Here is a 17,509-nt window from a genome sequence, read left to right on the forward strand (position 1 = left end):
GTGCGATGAGGGAGCGGGCCGGAGAATCGCGCGGATACAGGATCTTGGCCCAATGTCTTGACTCATGATTATAAAGCAAACCCCGCCGCTCGCCGGGGCGGAGGCGGCGGCGCGGGCGGTGCCGGATTTTCGTAACCTGGGCGTCGTGCTGCGCATCCTGCTGCTCGTCAATGGCCTGGCGGTGGTGGCGGTGCTGCTGCGCAACCAGGTGCTGTCCCAGCTGGTCGGCGAGCTGTTGGACATGGCGATGCGGGTGGAATTCCCGCTGATCCTGTCGGTGGCCGTGCTGTTCCTGATCCAGCCCGGGCTGGCCCGGCTGCCGGTGGTGGCGGGCTGGCTCCTGGCGGGGGGCGTGGTGCTCGGCGCGACGCTCTTCAGCCACGTCCTGCTCGCCCCCGCCGACGACGGTCTGCCGCGGGCGCTGTTCTGGGCCGCGGTGGCGACGCTGGGCGTTGCAGCCTATTTTCGCCAGCATGTCGCGGCCCATGTGCCCGCGCTGGCCGAGGCGCGCCTGCTGGCCTTGACGGCGCGGATCCGCCCGCACTTCCTGTTCAACAGCCTGAACGGCGTGCTCGGCGTGCTGCGCGCCAACCCGCGCCGCGCCGAGGAGGCCCTGGAAGAGCTGGCCGACCTGTTCCGCGCCCTGATGAAGGACAACCGCGAGCTGGTGCCGCTCGCCGACGAGATCGCCCTGTGCGAGCGTTACCTCAGCCTCGAGGGCCTGCGCCTGGGCGAGCGCCTGCAGGTGGCCTGGCAGCGCGACGCCCGGGCCGATGCGGCGCGGGTGCCGCCCTTCCTGCTCCAGCCGCTGGTGGAGAACGCCGTCTTCCACGGCATCGAGCCCGGGGTCGGGCCGGGAACGGTTTCGATTACCATCGCGCGGCGCGGGCCGGCGGTGCACATCGAGATCGCCAACCCGCTGCCAGACCCCGGCATCCAGCAACCGGGCAATCGCATGGCCCTCGACAACATTCGCGAGCGACTGATGCTGTTCTACGACCTTGAAGCCACCCTCGACACCGAGCAGGGCCCCGACGCCTACCGGGTCCGTATCGTCCTGCCCTTCCGCGACGGCGGGGGAGGGCGCCCATGAGCGCCGTGATGAGCAACGATTTCGCCCCGCTGGCGGTGCTGATCGTCGATGACGAGGCGCCCGCCCGCGACCGTCTGCGCGATCTCCTCGGCGACATCGCCGACACCCAGCCGACCCGCATCGTCGGCATGGCGGCCAGCGGCATCGAGGCCCTGGCCCTGCTGGAGCGCCAGCCGGCCGATCTGGTGCTCACCGACATCCGCATGCCGGCGATGGACGGCATCGAGCTGGCCCGCCACCTGGGCCGCATGCCGCGGGCCCCGGCGGTGATCTTCACCACCGCCTACGACGAATACGCGGTGCGCGCCTTCGAGCTGGCGGCGGTGGACTACCTGCTCAAGCCGGTGCGCGCGGCGCGGCTGGCCGAGGCCATCGCCAAGGCCCGGCGCCTGCGCCCGCCCGCCGACGAGATCCTGCGCCAGATGGCGCCGGCCACCCGCAGCCACTTCAGCATCTGCGAGCGCGGCCGCATCCTGCTGGTGCCGGTGGCCGAGGTGCTCTACCTCAAGGCCGAGCAGAAATACGTGGTGGCCCGCACCCTCGAGCGGGAATACCTGCTCGACGAATCCCTGGTGCAGCTGGAGGACGAGTTCCCCGAGCGCTTCCTGCGCATCCACCGCAATTGCCTGATCGCCCGCCAGGCGGTGAAGGGCGTCGCCCGCGCCACCACCGGCGAGGACGGCGAGGCCCACTGGGTGGTGATCCTCGACGGGGTGCCCGAGCAGCTGCCGGTGAGCCGCCGCCAGTGGTCGTCGGTGAAGGAGGCGCTGGGGGTTTGAGCGCCCCCAGGGCCGTGTTCCGCCCAGCCCGCCCCCCCGTGGGGGGCCAGGAAACTTGGGGCGGCCCTGCGTTTCCTTGAGAGGCGGGGCGGCGTCGCCGCGGTGGCGGGGGCTATTCCATTTTCGCGGCGGCCTCGGCCATCGCCGCGATGGCCCGGGGCGTCGCCGGGCAGGGTGCGTTCGTTGCCACGATGGCCCGGCGCATCGCCGGGGATGGCCCGAGCCATCGCCGTGGTGACCGAACCCATCTTCACGACGGCCCGGGCCATCGTGCTGAATGGCCCGACCCATCGCGGGGATGGCCGGAGCCATCTCCGGGACGGCTCGAGCCGTCGCAGCGACGCCCGGAGCCATCGACACCACGCCCGGAGCTATCGCAGCGGCGCCCGGAGCCGTCTCAGGGATGGCGAGCGCCATCGCCGAGGGGGCCCACCCCTCCGCGGCCCGGCGTGGGAACCCGCGTTTCCCCCGATGGCTCTAACCCGCGGCTCCCGTACAATCGCGCCCATGGAAAATCCCGGCACCGCCCCCTCGCTCCTCAGCTATCCCCGCTACCGCCCCGAGCTCGCGCCGGCGCCCTTTCTGCCCATGTCCCGGGCCGAGATGGACGCCCTCGGCTGGGACGTCTGCGACATCATCATCATCACCGGCGACGCCTACATCGACCACCCCAGCTTCGGGATGGCGCTGATCGGCCGCACCCTCGAGGCCCAGGGTTTCCGCGTGGGCATCATCAGCCAGCCCGACTGGCACTCGGCCGACGCCTTCCGCGCGCTCGGCAAGCCGCGCCTGTTCTACGGCATCACCGCCGGCAACATGGACTCGATGATCAACCGCTACACGGCCGACCGCAAACCGCGCTCCGACGACGCCTACACCCCCGGCGCCGAGCCCGACAGGCGCCCCGACCGGGCCGTGGTGGTGTACGCCCAGCGGGCCCGCGAGGCCTACCCGGACGCCAACATCGTGATCGGCAGCATCGAGGCCAGCCTGCGCCGCATCGCCCACTACGACCACTGGTCCGAGAAGGTGCGCCGCTCGGTGCTGCCCGACTCCAAGGCCGACCTGCTGATCTTCGGTTCCGGCGAGCGGGCCACCATCGCGCTGGCCCACCGCCTGGCCGCCGGCGAGCCGATCGAGGCCATCCGCGACCTGCGCGGCACCGCCTTCATGGTCAAGCCCGGCTGGCATCCGGAGGGCTACGTGGAGATCGACTCCACGCTGATCGACCGCCCCGGCCCCGTCGAGCCCCACCCCGACCCCTACGCCATGGAGCCCTCGTCGCCCACCCCGGCGCTGCCGGCCGGCGCGCAGCCGGTACGCCTCGTCCCCGCCGCCGAGCGGGTCGCCGCCCGCAAGGCCGACCGCGCGCGGCAGGTGATCCGCCTGCCGGCCTACGAGGTGGTGAAGGACGACAAGGTGATGTACGCCCACGCCTCGCGCACCTTCCACCTCGAATCCAACCCCGGCAACGCCCGCGCGATGGTGCAGGCCCACGGCACCGGCCCCGGCTGCCGCGACGTGTGGCTCAACCCGCCGCCGATCCCGCTCACCACCGAGGAGATGGACTGGGTCTTCGGCCAGCCCTATGCCCGCCGGCCGCACCCCGTCTACGGCGAGGCGCGCATCCCGGCCTGGGACATGATCCGTTTCTCGATCAACATCATGCGCGGCTGCTTCGGCGGGTGCACCTTCTGCTCGATCACCGAGCACGAGGGGCGCATCATCCAGAGCCGCTCGGAGCAATCGATCCTGCGCGAGATCGAGGAGATCCGCGACAAGACGCCGGGCTTCACCGGCACCATCTCGGATCTCGGCGGCCCCACCGCCAACATGTACCGGATGGCCTGCAAGGACCCGAAGATCGAGTCGTCGTGCCGGCGCCTGTCGTGTGTGTTCCCGGGCATCTGCGAGAACCTCGGCACCGACCATGGTCCGCTGATCCGCCTGTACCGCAAGGCGCGGGCGATCCCCGGCGTCAAGAAGGTGCTGATCGGCTCCGGGCTGCGCTACGACCTGGCGGTGCGCTCCCCCGAGTACGTCAAGGAGCTCGTCACCCACCACGTCGGCGGCCTGCTCAAGATCGCCCCGGAGCACACCGAGTCGGGCCCCCTCGACAAGATGATGAAGCCGGGCATCGGCACCTACGAGCGCTTCAAGGAGATGTTCGAGCAGTTCTCCAAAGAGGCCGGCAAGAAGCAGCACCTCATCCCCTACTTCATCGCCGCCCACCCGGGCACCACCGATGAAGACATGGTCAACCTGGCGCTGTGGCTGAAGGCCAACAATTTCAAGCTCGACCAGGTGCAGACCTTCATGCCGACCCCGATGGCGATGGCCACCACCATGTACCACTCCGGCAAGAACCCCCTGCGCAAGGTGTCGGCCGGTTCCGAGGCCGTCGACACGCCCAAGTCGGGCCGCCAGCGCCGCCTCCACAAGGCCCTCCTGCGCTACCACGACCCGGAGGGCTGGCCGCTGATCCGCGAGGCGCTGCGCGCGATGGGCCGTGGCGACCTGATCGGCGCTTCGCCGCGTCATCTGGTGCCCCGCGACCAGCCGGTGGTGCTCGATCGCAGTGGCGCCGGCAAGCCGCCGCCGGGCGCGCCGCGCAAGTCGGGCGGCAAGTTCGCCAGCCCGGTGGGGTCGCGCCGGGGGCCGCCGGCCAAGCGCGCCGGCCCGCCGCGCGGGCGTGCCTGACCGCCCCGGCCCAAGACCCACCCTTGCGGTGGGTTTTTTTACGTCCCCACGTCGGCGCCGGGGGGCGACAGCCTTGTGCGGTGGAATGCCATGTTTGTGACTTTGTGACAAATGGAAATGCCTTGGTACTTTTGGGTTCGATGTCATGTTAATTAACAACTTCGCGCCTTGGCCAGTGATAGTCCGGGCCGTGCGCGAGGTGTTGTGGAGCGTCCGCCGATGGACGTTTCCGGGTGGTCAGGGGGCTCTCCCTGATCCGATTGACATGAAGTTCAGGAGTAATCCCATGATGAAGTTTTCCAAGTCCGGCGCTGCGCTGGCCGTCGCGCTGGCCCTGGCGGCCGGCGGCGCGGGTGCGGCGGTCTCCCTCACCGATGCGACGACCAGCGGCGGCTCGGTGATCCTGTGGTCCGAGGCCGGCGGCATCCTCACGCCCACCCCCAGCCTCTCGCCGGCGCCGGCCGCCGCGCTGGCCGGCGTGCTGGCGGGCAGCGCCGCGGCCCCCGGCGGCAACGTCGAGCTGAGCAAGTTCGCCGGCCCGGTGACCACCCTCCGCGGCACCCTCGGCGGCAGCACCATCAGCCTCAGCAGCCTGACGGTGAACGACTGGTTCGTCGGAGGCAACGCGGCGACCCCGACCGCGCTGACCTCCAGCTACATCCGCGCCGCCTACAGCGCGACCCACGCCGGTGCCGCCATCTCCGACGCCGACCTGCAGGCCGCCACGATGGGCTTCTTCGGCGCCGCCGGCCAGTCGCCCTACAAGCTCGTCAGCGACCCCAACATCTCCTACGTGATGCTGGACGGCGCCGACGTCAGGATCGGCCTGGCCGGATTCCTCAACGCCCAGGCGGCGCTGCAGGCCATCCTCGGCCCCGGCATCGTGGTGCCGGCCAATGCCTACGCGAGCGAGGTGGTGAAGGTGGAGTACGCGGGCGTGTCCCAGTACCTGTACTCCTTTGCCCAGCCGACGGCTTCCGGCGTCAGCGCGGGTGATCCCAACGGCTCCTACACCGGCAACTACGAAGTCGGCTTCAAGGTGCCCGAGCCCGCCTCGCTGGCGCTGGCCAGCCTCGGCCTGGCCGGCATCGCCGCCCTGCGCCGCCGCCGCGGCTGACGACCGGGGAGCGCTTCCGGCGGCCCACGACGCGCGCCCGCAAGCCCCAGACAGGCTGGTTCCGGTGATCCCGGGGCCAGCCTGTTTGTCATGGCGCCTTGCCCCGGGGCCGCCGCGCCCGTAAAAAAGCCGGCCCAGGGCCGGCTGTGAATGTGTCGCTGCCGCCCGGCCTCAGCCGCTGTTGCGCAGGCCCGCGGCGATGCCGTTGATCGACAGGTGGATGCCGCGGCGCACCCGCTCGTCCTGGTGGCCTTCGCGGTAGCGGTGCAGCAGCTCGACCTGCACGTGGTTGAGCGGGTCGAGGTAGGGGAAGCGGTTGCGGATCGAGCGCTTGAGCAGCGGGTTGGCGTCGAGCAGCTCGGCCTGGCCGCTGATCTGCAGCAGCATGGCCACGGTGCGGGCGTGCTCCGCCTCGATGCGCGGGAAGATCGCCTGGCGCAGCGCGGTGTCCTTCACCAGGTCGGCGTAGCGGCTGGCGATGGCGATGTCGCTCTTGGCGAGCACCATGTCCATGTTGGAGAGCAGGGTGGCGAAGAAGGACCACTCCTGGTGCATGGCCTGCAGGCGCGCCCGGCCGGCCTCGCCGTGCTTCGCCAGGTAGGCCTCGACTGCCGAGCCGAAGCCGTACCAGCCCGGCAGCATGATGCGGCACTGGGCCCAGCTGAACACCCACGGGATGGCGCGCAGGTCTTCGATGGCGGTGGACTTCTTGCGCGAGGCCGGGCGGCTGCCGATGTTGAGCGCGGCGATCTCGGCGATCACCGTGGATTCCCAGAAATAGCGCTCGAAGCCGTCGGTCTCGTAGACCAGGTTGCGGTAGGCGGCGAAGGCGGTGGCGGAGAGTTCGTCCATCGCCTCGAGGTACTCGGGCCGCGGCGCCGGGTCGCGGGGGGCGAAGAGGGTGGCCTCCATCGTCGCGGCGGCAAGCACCTCGAGGTTGCGTCGGCCGACCTCCGGGTTGGCGTACTTCGAGGCGATCACCTCGCCCTGTTCGGTGAGGCGGATCTGCCCCTGCACCGCGCCGCCCGGCTGGGCCAGGATGGCCTGGTAGCTGGGGCCGCCGCCGCGGCCGACCGAGCCGCCGCGGCCGTGGAACAGGCGCAGCCGCACGCCGTGGCGGGCGAAGGTGTCGACGAGGCTGATCTCGGCCTTGTAGAGCTCCCAGCCGGAGGTGAGGAAGCCGCCGTCCTTGTTGCTGTCGGAGTAGCCCAGCATGACCTCCTGCTCCATCCGGCGGGAGTCGAGCAGGGCCTTGTAGGCGGGCAGGCTGAACAGGCGGTCCATCACGCCGGCGGCGTTCTGCAGGTCGCCGATGGTCTCGAACAGCGGGATGATGTTCACGTCGAGCACGCCCTCGGCCGGCCGCAGCAGGCCGGCCTCCTTGGCGAGCACCGCCACCTCGAGGATGTCCGACACGTCGTCGGTCTTGGAGATGATGCAGTTGGGCACCGCGGCCTGGCCGTAGCGCAGGTGGGCGGCGCGGGCGGCGCGGAAGATCGCCAGCTCGCCGCGGGTCTCGTCGGAGTAGTCGAGCCAGGGCGAGGCCAGCAGGCGCGGGCTGGCGAGCTCATCAAGGAGCATCCCGATGCGGCCGGCCTCGTCCTGGGCCAGGTAGTCGCGGGCCGGGTCGACGGCCTTGATGAGCTCGGCCACCACGCGCTCGTGCACGTCGGAGTTCTGGCGCAGGTCGATGGGGGCCAGGTGGAAGCCGAACACGCCCACTGCCCGGCGCAGGTGGCGCAGGCGGCCGCGGGCCAGCGCGCCGAGGCCGTTGGCGGTGAGGGAGCGGTGGATGACTTCCAGCTCTTCGGCCAGCGCCTCGGGGCCGGCGTAGGGGGCGGACTGGGCCACCGCGTGGCGCGGCGGCTGGTGGCCGAGGAGCTGCACGTAGGTGGCGGCGAGGCGCGCGTAGATGCCGGTGAGGGCGCGGCGGTAGGGCTCGTCGCTGCGGTGGGGCGAGCCGTCGGGCGAGGCGGCGGCCAGGCGCAGCAGCGCGTCGGAGGCGCTCACCAGCCCCTGGGCCACGGAGAGCTGGGAGCCCAGCGTGTGCACCTCGTCCATGTAGAAGGTGAGGGCCTTCTCGGCCTGGGTGGCGAGGGCCTTGTCGAGGATCTCGGCGGTCACGAAGGGGTTGCCGTCGCGGTCGCCGCCGATCCAGCTGCCCACCTGCATGAAGTTGGGCAGCTCCAGCGCGCCCCAGCTGCGGTCGCGGCTGGCGAGGCGGTCTTCGAGGCGGGCGTAAAGGCGCGGCAGCTCCTGGAAGAAGCTGTAGTCGAAGTAGGACAGGCCGTTGCTCACCTCGTCCATCACCGACAGCTTCTCGGTGCGCAGCATGCGGGTCTGCCACAGGGTGAGCACCGCGCGGCGCAGGGCGTCGGTGTTGGCCTCGCTCTCCTCGGGGGTGAGCTGCATGCGGTCGCGCTCGTCGAGCAGGCGGGCGATGGCCATCTGGCAGTTGAGGATGCTCTTGCGCTGCACCTCGGTCGGGTGGGCGGTGAGCACCGGCGTCACCCGCGCCGTCTCGAAGAAGGCGGCCAGCTCGCCGCTGCCCATGCCGGCCTCGAAGGCGCGCTCCAGGGCGTGGGCCAGGCTGCCTTCCTTCGGCGTCGAGCCGGCGATCTGGTGGGCGCGGGAGCGGCGGATGTGGTGCTGGTCCTCGGCGATGTTGGAGAGGTGCGAGAAGTAGCTGAAGGCGCGCACCACGTCGATGGTCTGGTCGCGGGACAGGGAATCCAGCGTGGCCTCCAGCTCGCGGCGGGCGGCGTGGTCCTCGTGGCGGCGGAAGCGGATCGAGCTCTGGCGGATCGTCTCGACCAGGTCGAACACGGCCTCGCCCTCCTGGGCGCGCACGGTGTCGCCGAGCAGGCGGCCGAGCAGGCGGATGTCTTCGCGGAGGGGCAGGTCCTTGTCGTCGCTGGGGTGTTGTTCACTCATGGGGTGATCCTGTCGGTTGCGGTCGGCGCAAAAGGCGCAGCGATGGCCCATGCTAGAATCCGGCCCCGGATGCTCGCCATTGGTGCCTACCCTTACGCTGCGCAGCCAAACCCGCAGCGTGCCGCGAATGCCCCGGGCCTGTCCATCCCCATACGCCATCCCCGTCAAACCAGCCGAGCCCCTACCGTGAGCGCCCCTACGCCCGACCGCATCGTCATCGCCACCCGTGAAAGCCGCCTCGCCCTGTGGCAGGCCGAGCACGTCAAGGCCCGCCTCGAAGCCCTCTATCCGTCCTGCACCGTCGAACTGCTGGGCATGACCACGCGGGGCGACCAGATCCTCGACCGGCCGCTCGCCAAGGTGGGCGGCAAGGGCCTGTTCGTCAAGGAACTCGAGAGCGCGCTCCTCGAACGCACGGCCGACATCGCCGTGCACTCGATGAAGGACGTGCCGATGGAGCTGCCCGACGGCTTCTCGCTGGTGGCCATCTCCGAGCGCGAGGTGCCCCTCGACGCCTTCGTCTCCAACAAGTACGAGAGCCTCGACGACATGCCGCCGGGCGCCGTGGTCGGCACCTCCAGCCTGCGCCGCGAGGCCCAGATCCACGCCCAGTACCCGATGCTGGCCGTCACCAGCCTGCGCGGCAACCTCGACACCCGCCTGCGCAAGCTCGACGAGGGCCAGTACGACGCGATCATCCTCGCTGCCGCCGGCCTCACCCGCCTCGGCCTCGCCAGCCGCATCCGCGGCACGCTGCCGGCCGAAGTGTCACTGCCGGCCGCCGGCCAGGGCGCGCTGGGCATCGAGGCGCTGGCCGACCGGCCCGAGGTCGCGGCCTGGATCGCCCCGCTGGCCGACGCCCACTCCGCCGCCTGCGTGCGCGCCGAGCGCGCCACCTCCCGGGCGCTGGCCGGCAGCTGCGAAGTCCCGCTGGGCGCCTACGCCCAGGTGCAGGGCGGCGAGCTGTGGCTGCGCGGCTTCGTGGCGCTGCCCGATGGCTCCCGCATCGCCCGCGCCGAGCGCCGCGGCCCGATCGACCAGCCGGAGGCCCTCGGCCTCGCCCTGGCCGACATGCTGCGCGCCGACGGCGCCGACGAGATCCTCGCCGGCCTGTAGGCGGTCATGGGCGGCCAGCCCCTCGCCGGGCGCTCCATCGTCGTGACCCGCCCGGCCGGGCAGGCCGACGGCCTGTGCGCGGCCCTCCGGGGCCTGGGGGCCGAGCCCCTGTGCTTTCCGCTCCTCACGATCACCCCGGTCGCCGACAAGGCCCCGCTCCGGGCGGTCGCCCGGCGGCTGGCCGATTTCTCGCTGGCCTTCTTCGTCAGCCCCAACGCCGTCCGCTTCGCCCTCGACGCGATCCTGCCGGTTGCGCCGTGGCCCGACTCGCTGCAGGTGGCCACGGTGGGCAAGGGCAGCGAGGCGGCGCTCGCCGAGCGCGGCTTCAGCCGCGTCATCGCCCCTTCGATCGGCTTCGACAGCGAGGCCGTGCTGGCCCTGCCGGCTTTCCAGGCCGAGGCGGTCGCCGGCCGGCGGGTGCTGGTGCTGCGCGGTGACGGCGGGCGCGACCTGCTGGGCGACACCCTCACCGCCCGCGGCGCCCGGGTCGAATACCTCACCTGCTACCACCGTGGCGGCCCCGCCGACGACCCGTCGCCCCTCGTCGAGCGTGCCCGCGCCGGCCGCCTCGACGCCCTCACGCTGACCAGCAGCGAGGGCGTGGCCCATCTGCTCGCGCTGCCGGGGGCCGAGGTGCTCAAGGCGGTGCCGGTCTTCGTGCCCCACCCGCGCATCGCCGACGCGGCCGGGCGGGGCGGCTTCGCCCGGGTCGTGCTCACCGGGCCCGGCGACGCCGGCCTCATCGACGGGCTCCTGGCCCACTTCGCCGCTGGCAAGCCCAGCACCTATCCGGGTTAAACTCCTGTCCATGAGCGATATTCCCAGCCTTCCGCCCGTAGAGTCCGCCGGCCCGGCGCCGCAGCCCGCCGCCTCCTGGCGTCGTCCCTCCGTCATCATCGCCGCCGTGGCGGTGGCCCTGCTGGGCTGGCAGTGGGTCGAAACCCGCAGCCGCCTCGCCGACCTCCAGGAAGACCTGGCTCGCCGCCTCGCCGACGGCGACACCGCCGCCAAGGAGGCGCGCGCCCTCGCCAGGCAGGCCCAGGAAAACCTGCAGGATCTCCAGGCCAAGGTCGGCGCCCTCGACGCCCGGCTGTCCGAATCCCAGGGTCAGCAGGTCGCCCTCGAGACCATGTACCAGGCCTTCTCGCGCAGCCGCGACGACCGGGTGCTGGCCGAGGTCGAGCAGGCCGTCTCCATCGCCGCCCAGCAACTGCAACTCGCCGGCAACGTGCAGGCCGCGCTGTTCGCGCTGCAGACCGCCGACGCCCGCCTCGGCTCGGTCGATCGCCCCCAGTGGCTGCCCCTGCGCAAGGCCATCGCCGCCGACCTCGACACCCTCAAGGCGCTGCCCCAGGTGGACGCCTCCGGCATCGCCCTCAAGCTCGAAACCCTCATCGGCCGGCTCGACCGCCTGCCGCTGGCCTTCGAGGCCAAGCCGAAGGCGGTCGCCGTGCAGCCCGACGAGGCCGCGCCCTCCTGGCTGAAGAGCCTGTGGGCCGACTTCTGGGCCGAGTTCAGCCAGCTCCTGCGCATCGAGCGCATGGACCGGCCCGACCCGGCGCTGCTGGCGCCGAGCAACGCGGTGTTCCTGCGCGAGAACCTCAAGCTGCGCCTCATGAACGCCCGCCTGGCGCTGCTGTCCCGCGACGGCAACACCTTCCGCGAGGACGTGCGGATCAGCCGCGAATGGCTGGAGCGCTACTTCGACCTCGGCAACGCCGCCGCCGCGGCCGCCAAGGCCGACCTCGTCGAGCTGCAGGGCGTCCCGGTGGGCGTCGAGCTGCCGACCCTGCAGTCCAGCCAGCTCGCCCTGAACGCCCTCCAGGCCAAGCCCGAGCAGCGCGCCGACGTGCCGCCCCAGGCCCCGGCGCCCGCCGCCCATACCCCCGCTCCGGCGAAGAAGAACTGAGGTCGCTCATGCGTGGTTTGCTGTGGTTGATCGGGCTCTTCGCGCTGGCCGCCGGTCTGGCGGTGGCCGGCCGCTACAACGAGGGCTACGCCCTGCTGGTGTGGCCGCCCTACCGGATCCAGATTTCCCTCAATCTGCTGATCCTGCTGCTGGTGGGCGCCTTCGTGGCGGCCTATTCCCTGTCGCGGCTGGTCGCCCGCACCCTGGCGCTGCCGCGGGCGGTGCAGCAGTTCCGTGCCCGCAAGAGCCGTGAGCGGGCCTCCCAGGCCATCTACGACGCGGTGCGGCTGCGCATCGAGGGGCGCTTCGGCCAGGCCCTCAAGCAGGCCACCGCCGCCTACGAGGCCAACGAGGCGCCCGGCCTCGCCGCCCTGCTGGCGGCCCGGGCCGCCGAGTCCCTGCGCGACGAGACCCGCTACCGCCACTGGCTCGCCAAGGCCGCCGAACACGACGACGAGGTGCGCCTGGCGCGCCTGATGACCGAGGCCAAGCTGGCCGTCGAGGGCCGCCGCTTCGCCGAGGCCGGCGAGCGCCTCGCCGAACTCCAGGCCGGCGGCCAGCGCCACATCGCGGCCCTGCGCCTCGCCCTGCGCACCGCCCAGGCCACCGGCGACTGGGGCGAGGCGGTGCGGCTGGTGCGCCAGCTCGTCAAGGTCAAGGCCCTCTCGCCCGAGCTCGCCGGACCGATCAAGCGCCGGGCCCACCAGGAGGGCCTGCGCCAGCGCGCCGGCGACGCCCAGGCCCTCGCCGCCTACTGGCAGGCGGTGCCCCGGGACGAGCAGCGCGACGCCCGCCTGGTCGCCGACCTGGCCAGCGCACTGATCGCCGCCGGCGACAGCGCCGCGGCCCAGCAGGCCATCGAGGCCCAGCTGGCCCTGGCCTGGGATTCCCAGCTCGCCGCCCTCTACGGCCGCTGCGAGGAGGGCGACGTGCGGGCCCGCCTCGCCAATGCCGAAGACTGGCTGAAGCGCCAGCCCCGCGACCCGCAGCTGCTGCTGAGCCTGGGCCGGCTGTGCGTGCAGTCCCAGCTGTGGGGCAAGGCCGAGAGCTACCTCGAGGCGTCCCTGGCCATCGCGCCGAGCTGGGAGGCCCACGTGGAGCTTGCCCACCTGGCCGAGCGCATGGACCGCGACGACGAGGCCAACCGGCATTACCGCGCCGCGGCCGAACAACGCCGCGCCTGACGCGGCCGGCGGTCTTTCCAGCGTCACGCGGGCGGAATAAGATGGAGCGCGCCCGCGGCCCTGGCGCCGGAGTGGGCGATAGTTTCAAGTAATCCAGATCATGCTATTAATCAATTTGAGCGATACGATGGTCTGGCCTATGATGTGTGTTCCACAACCCAACCCGTGAAGGAAACGCGATGTCCCTGATCAATACCGAAATCGAACCGTTCAAAGCTACCGCCTTCCACAATGGCAAGTTCGTCGATCTGACCGAAGCCGACGTCAAGGGCAAGTGGTCCGTGTTCTTCTTCTACCCGGCCGACTTCACCTTCGTCTGCCCGACCGAGCTGGGCGACATGGCCGATCTGTACCCCGAATTCCAGAAGCTGGGCGTCGAGGTCTACTCCGTCTCCACCGACACCCACTTCGTGCACAAGGCCTGGGCCGACGCTTCCGACACCATCAAGAAGATCAACTACCCGATGATCGGCGACCCGACCGGTGCCATCTCCCGCAACTTCGACGTCATGATCGAAGAAGCCGGCCTGGCGCTGCGTGGCACCTTCGTCGTCAACCCGGAAGGCCAGATCAAGGTCGCCGAGATCCACGATCTGGGCATCGGCCGTGACGCCTCCGAGCTGCTGCGCAAGGTCAAGGCTGCCCAGTACGTCGCCTCCCACCCGGGTGAAGTCTGCCCGGCCAAGTGGACCGAAGGCGCCGAGACCCTGAAGCCGTCCCTGGACCTGGTCGGCAAGATCTAAGCTGCCCGCCCGTCCTGCACGCCCCGGCGTGCGGAGAACGCCCGGCGCTCCCAGGAGCCCGGGCGTTTTTTCGTGGACGGCCGGCGCCGCGCGGCCTTGCGTGGTGCTGGGCGGGAAAGGCGTGGTTTGGGGAGAGGGGCGCCTGCGGCGCTCGCCCGGCTCAGTTGCCGGAAGGGCGGCGCAGCAGCCGGCGTCCGCCGAGCACGCAACCGCTCGTGGCGAGGCCGGCGCCGAGCAGGCACAGCAGGGTGATCAGGCCCTCGCGCAGGGCCGGCAGCGCGCCGAGGGGCGGGAAGTCCAGCCGGTGCAGCCCGTTGAAGACCCAGCGATGGAGCCGGTTGGCGGCGTCCACCCGGCCCAGCACGCGGCCGTTGGCAGGGTCGAGGTACCAGGTGGTGTCTTCCGCGTCGGCGAGGCGGATGCGCACCGCCGGCAGCACCACCGGGTTGCGTCGGCCGTAGTGGTAGAGGTCGGCTTCGTGAATCAGCTCGGCCCGGGCCACCGGCTTGCCTTCGATGGCGGCGATCAGGGCGGCCAGCGTTGCGGGCGGGATCGGCCCGGCCGGCCGGGCCTGGTCGTCGAGGCGCCGGCTGCCGTCGCTGCCGCGCACTTCGAGGTAGTGGCGGCCGTCGAAGCGGTACCACTCGGCTTCGCGTCCGCCGGGGGCGGCGGCGAGCTGGTGCTTCAGCAGGGCGAGGTCGCTCGGCGGCCGGAAGGGCGTGCCCGCCAGCCGCTGGGCCGCGCCCTTCGGCAGCCCGCTGAATTCGAGCAGGCCGAAGGGGTGGTTGGACAGCCAGCCGGACAACAGCCAGGTGAGCGCGAAGCCGCCGATGCCGAGGCCGAGCAGGTGGTGCCAGCGCTTCAGGCCCTGGTAGGGCGTGACCCGGCCGCGCGGGTAGCGGCGCCGCAGCCGCAGGCGCTGCAGGCCCAGGGCCAGCCCGGCGAGCACGGTCAGCAGGGCCAGCGGCGGCAGCCACAGCACCAGCCGGCGCCACAGGCTGGTGTCGTCGCCGCGCAGGGCCGTGAAATAGAACCAGTGGGGCACGGTGCCCAGCCAGCTCCAGCCGCGCTCGAAGCGGGTGGTGAGGGCCACCACCTCGCCGCTGCGGGACGACACATACACCACGCTGCCGGCGGCGTCATCGACGGGGATGCGCAGCAGCGGGCGGTGGGGCCGATAGGTGCTGTAAACCGTCCATTGGTCGCGCTCGATGGCTTCGATCTCGCCCAGCCGGGCGCCGGGCAGGAAGGCCTGGGCCACGGCGCGGGCCAGCTCCGGCGTGACGACCAGCGCTTCGCCGCTGTCGGCCCACACGCTGCAGGCGGTCTCGCCGCCGCTGAAGTGATACACCGGCCGTCCCAGGGCCATCGCCAGCCGGGCGCCGCGGGCGGGTGTCGGGCAGGCCTCGGCGGCCCGGGCCGGGCTCACCGCGAGGCTGTCGGGCTGCAGCGCCGCCAGCCGCGCCACACGCGCTTCCGTGTCGAGCTTGGGGAAGGGCACGTAGAGCATCACCAGCCCGGAGACGAACCAGGCGAGGATCAGCAGGCCGCTGGCGATGCCGAGCCAGCGATGGGCGAGGTGCAGCAGGCGCAGCAGCCGGGTTTTCATCGGCGGAAGCGGGGTGATGGGAGCCGGGCGCGGGCGCCTCAGGCCCAGTCCCGGTGCACCAGGTAGTCGGTGTAAAGCAGCGCCTCGGGGCTGCCCGGCTCCGGCTGCCAGTCGTAGCGCCATTTGACGATGGGCGGCATGGACATCAGGATGGATTCGGTGCGGCCGCCGGATTGCAGGCCGAACAGGGTGCCCCGGTCGAAGACCAGGTTGAACTCCACGTAGCGGCCGCGGCGGTAGGCCTGGAAGTCGCGCTCTCGCTCACCGTAGGGCGTGTCGCGGCGGCGCTCGGCGATGGGCAGCCAGGCGGGCAGGAAGGCGTCGCCGACGCTGCGGGTCATCGCGAAGGCGGCCTCGAAATCGACCTGCCCGTCGGCGCCGTGGTCGTCGAAGAACAGGCCGCCGACGCCGCGGGGTTCGTTGCGGTGCTTCAGGTAGAAGTAGCGGTCGCACCAGTCCTTGAGCCGCTTGTACTCGGCCTCGCCCCAGGGGAGCACGGCGGTCTTGCAGGTGGCGTGGAAGTGGCGGACGTCGTCCTCGAACGGGTAGTAGGGGGTGAGGTCCATGCCGCCGCCGAACCACCACACGTCGGCCTTGCCGGGGGCCGAGGCGATGAAGAAGCGCACGTTCATGTGCACCGTCGGGCAGTAGGGATTGCGTGGGTGCAGCACCAGCGAGACGCCCATCGCCTCGTAGCTGCGCCCGGCCAGCTCGGGGCGGGCGGCGGTGGCGGAGGGCGGCAGGCCTTCGCCCATCACGTGGGAGAAGTTGCAGCCGCCGCGCTCGAAGAAGTCGCCCTCTTCGATCAGCCGGGTGATGCCGCCGCCGCCGGCCGGGCGGGTCCAGCTGTCGGTGCGGAAGGTCTGGCCGTCGAAGGTTTCGAGGGCTGCGACGATGCGGGCCTGGAGGTCGAGGAGGTAGGCTTTGACGGCGGCGCGGTCAGGCATGGGGAGGCTCCTGGGATGAAAAAACGCCGGCCCGGGGCCGGCGGTGTGTGAGACGACGCGCCGGCCACAGCCGGCGCCGGGCATCAGCCCTTGCGGGCGACGGCCCGGTAGCCGATGTCGCGGCGGCACTGCATGCCGTCGAAGTGGATCTGGTCCACCAGCTCGTAAGCGCGCTTCTGGGCGCTCCGGACGTTGTCGCCGAGGGCGGTGACGCACAGCACGCGGCCGCCGCTGGTGACGACCTTGCCGTCCTGCTCGCTGGTGCCGGCGTGGAAGACATGGGCGTCGTCCGCGCCAGCGGCCGGCAGGCCGTGGATGGCGTCGCCCTTGCGGGGGCTGTCGGGGTAGCCGGCGGCGGCCATCACCACGCCGAGGGCGAAGCGGCGGTCCCATTCGGCCTCGACCTTGTCGAGCTTGCCGGCGATGGCGGCTTCGACGAGGTCGACCAGGTCGGACTTGAGCCGCATCATGATCGGCTGGGTTTCCGGGTCGCCCATGCGGCAGTTGAACTCGACCACGCGGGGCGCGCCCTTGGCGTCGATCATCAGGCCGGCGTACAGGAAGCCGGTGTAGGGCAGGCCGTCGGCGGCCATGCCGGCGAGGGTCGGCATGATGATCTCGCGCATCACGCGGGCGTGCACCTCGGGCGTGACCACCGGGGCGGGCGAGTAGGCGCCCATGCCGCCGGTGTTGGGGCCCTGGTCGGCGTCGCGCAGGCGCTTGTGGTCCTGCGAGGTGGCCAGCGGCAGGGCGTGGCGGCCGTCGGCCATCACGATGAAGCTGGCTTCCTCGCCGTCCATGAACTCCTCGATCACCACCCGCGGGCCGCGCTCGTCGTACTGCACGCCCAGGGTGTTGTGGGTGAGCATGGCGTCGATGGCGGCGTGGGCCTCGTCGAGGCTCATCGCCACGACCACACCCTTGCCGGCGGCCAGGCCGTCGGCCTTGATGACGATCGGCGCGCCCTCGGCGTCGACGTAGGCGTGGGCGGCGGCGGAGTCGGAGAAGGTCTGGTACTTCGCGGTGGGGATCTTGTGACGGATCAGGAACTGCTTGGCGAAGTCCTTGGAGCTCTCGAGCTGGGCGGCCAGCCGGGTCGGCCCGAAGATGGGCAGGCCGGCGGCGCGGAAGGCGTCGACCACGCCCGCCGCCAGGGGCGCCTCGGGGCCGACCACGGTGAGGGCGATCTGCTCGGCGCGGACGAAGTCGACCAGCGCCGGGATGGCCGTGATCGCCACGTTCTCGAGGCCCGGCTCGCGGGCGGTGCCCGGGTTGCCCGGGGCGACGAAGACCTTATGGACGCGGGGCGAGCGGGAGAGCTTCCAGGCCAGGGCGTGTTCGCGGCCGCCGGAGCCGATGACGAGGATCTTCATGGTGA

13 protein-coding genes are annotated in these 17,509 nt (G+C 71.7%); 9 read left to right on the plus strand and 4 right to left on the minus strand.

The features are described 5' to 3' along the window. Window positions 1-64: 64 nt before the first annotated feature. From ACE3OU_RS04290 to ACE3OU_RS04305, 4 genes are all read left to right on the plus strand, one after another. Complete coding sequence (locus ACE3OU_RS04290; protein WP_374240308.1) at window positions 65-1,093, plus strand: sensor histidine kinase; 1,029 nt, start codon at window positions 65-67, stop codon at window positions 1,091-1,093. Then, entirely contained in the window at window positions 1,090-1,872 is a 783-nt protein-coding gene (locus ACE3OU_RS04295) for a LytR/AlgR family response regulator transcription factor (RefSeq protein WP_374240309.1), read from the plus strand. Before ACE3OU_RS04290 ends, ACE3OU_RS04295 begins: the two co-directional genes overlap by 4 nt. A gap of 588 nt (window positions 1,873-2,460) precedes the next feature. Further along, on the plus strand, window positions 2,461-4,572 hold the full coding sequence (locus ACE3OU_RS04300; protein ID WP_374240401.1) for a YgiQ family radical SAM protein: 2,112 nt from the start codon (window positions 2,461-2,463) through the stop codon (window positions 4,570-4,572). 286 nt (window positions 4,573-4,858) lie between these two features. Beyond that, window positions 4,859-5,689 (plus strand): NF038130 family PEP-CTERM protein, encoded by an 831-nt coding sequence (locus ACE3OU_RS04305; protein WP_374240310.1) that lies wholly within the window; start codon window positions 4,859-4,861, stop codon window positions 5,687-5,689. Between the two features lie 171 nt (window positions 5,690-5,860). Here ACE3OU_RS04305 and ppc read toward each other — a convergent pair whose 3' ends face one another. Beyond that, window positions 5,861-8,623 carry a phosphoenolpyruvate carboxylase gene (gene ppc, locus ACE3OU_RS04310; protein WP_374240311.1) on the minus strand — a complete coding sequence of 921 codons (2,763 nt, stop codon included), beginning with the start codon at window positions 8,621-8,623 and terminating at the stop codon, window positions 5,861-5,863. Between the two features lie 186 nt (window positions 8,624-8,809). Between ppc and hemC the strand changes: the two genes are divergently transcribed. From hemC to ahpC, 5 genes are all read left to right on the plus strand, one after another. Further along, entirely contained in the window at window positions 8,810-9,739 is a 930-nt protein-coding gene (gene hemC, locus ACE3OU_RS04315) for a hydroxymethylbilane synthase (RefSeq protein ID WP_374240312.1), read from the plus strand. A gap of 6 nt (window positions 9,740-9,745) precedes the next feature. After that, a complete protein-coding gene (locus ACE3OU_RS04320; protein ID WP_374240313.1) occupies window positions 9,746-10,537 on the plus strand; it encodes a uroporphyrinogen-III synthase in 792 nt (263 codons plus the stop codon). A 10-nt stretch (window positions 10,538-10,547) separates the two neighbouring features. Then, window positions 10,548-11,648, plus strand: a complete 1,101-nt coding sequence (locus tag ACE3OU_RS04325) for a uroporphyrinogen-III C-methyltransferase (RefSeq protein ID WP_374240314.1) — start codon at window positions 10,548-10,550, stop codon at window positions 11,646-11,648. An 8-nt stretch (window positions 11,649-11,656) separates the two neighbouring features. Next, the gene (locus tag ACE3OU_RS04330) at window positions 11,657-12,832 is read left to right on the plus strand and encodes a heme biosynthesis HemY N-terminal domain-containing protein (RefSeq protein ID WP_374240315.1); all 1,176 of its coding nucleotides are present in this window, start codon (window positions 11,657-11,659) and stop codon (window positions 12,830-12,832) included. A 179-nt stretch (window positions 12,833-13,011) separates the two neighbouring features. Continuing rightward, window positions 13,012-13,575, plus strand: a complete 564-nt coding sequence (ahpC, locus tag ACE3OU_RS04335; protein ID WP_374240316.1) for an alkyl hydroperoxide reductase subunit C — start codon at window positions 13,012-13,014, stop codon at window positions 13,573-13,575. A 160-nt stretch (window positions 13,576-13,735) separates the two neighbouring features. Here the strand turns inward: ahpC and ACE3OU_RS04340 are convergent, their stop codons facing one another. From ACE3OU_RS04340 to purD, 3 genes are all read right to left on the minus strand, one after another. Continuing rightward, entirely contained in the window at window positions 13,736-15,184 is a 1,449-nt protein-coding gene (locus ACE3OU_RS04340) for a PepSY domain-containing protein (protein WP_374240317.1), read from the minus strand. 38 nt (window positions 15,185-15,222) lie between these two features. Further along, on the minus strand, window positions 15,223-16,131 hold the full coding sequence (hemF, locus tag ACE3OU_RS04345; protein WP_374240318.1) for an oxygen-dependent coproporphyrinogen oxidase: 909 nt from the start codon (window positions 16,129-16,131) through the stop codon (window positions 15,223-15,225). Between the two features lie 83 nt (window positions 16,132-16,214). Then, window positions 16,215-17,504, minus strand: a complete 1,290-nt coding sequence (purD, locus tag ACE3OU_RS04350) for a phosphoribosylamine--glycine ligase (protein ID WP_374240319.1) — start codon at window positions 17,502-17,504, stop codon at window positions 16,215-16,217. Window positions 17,505-17,509: the final 5 nt, after the last annotated feature.

The sequence above is a fragment of the Zoogloea sp. genome (assembly GCF_041908905.1).
GTDB lineage: Bacteria > Pseudomonadota > Gammaproteobacteria > Burkholderiales > Rhodocyclaceae > Zoogloea.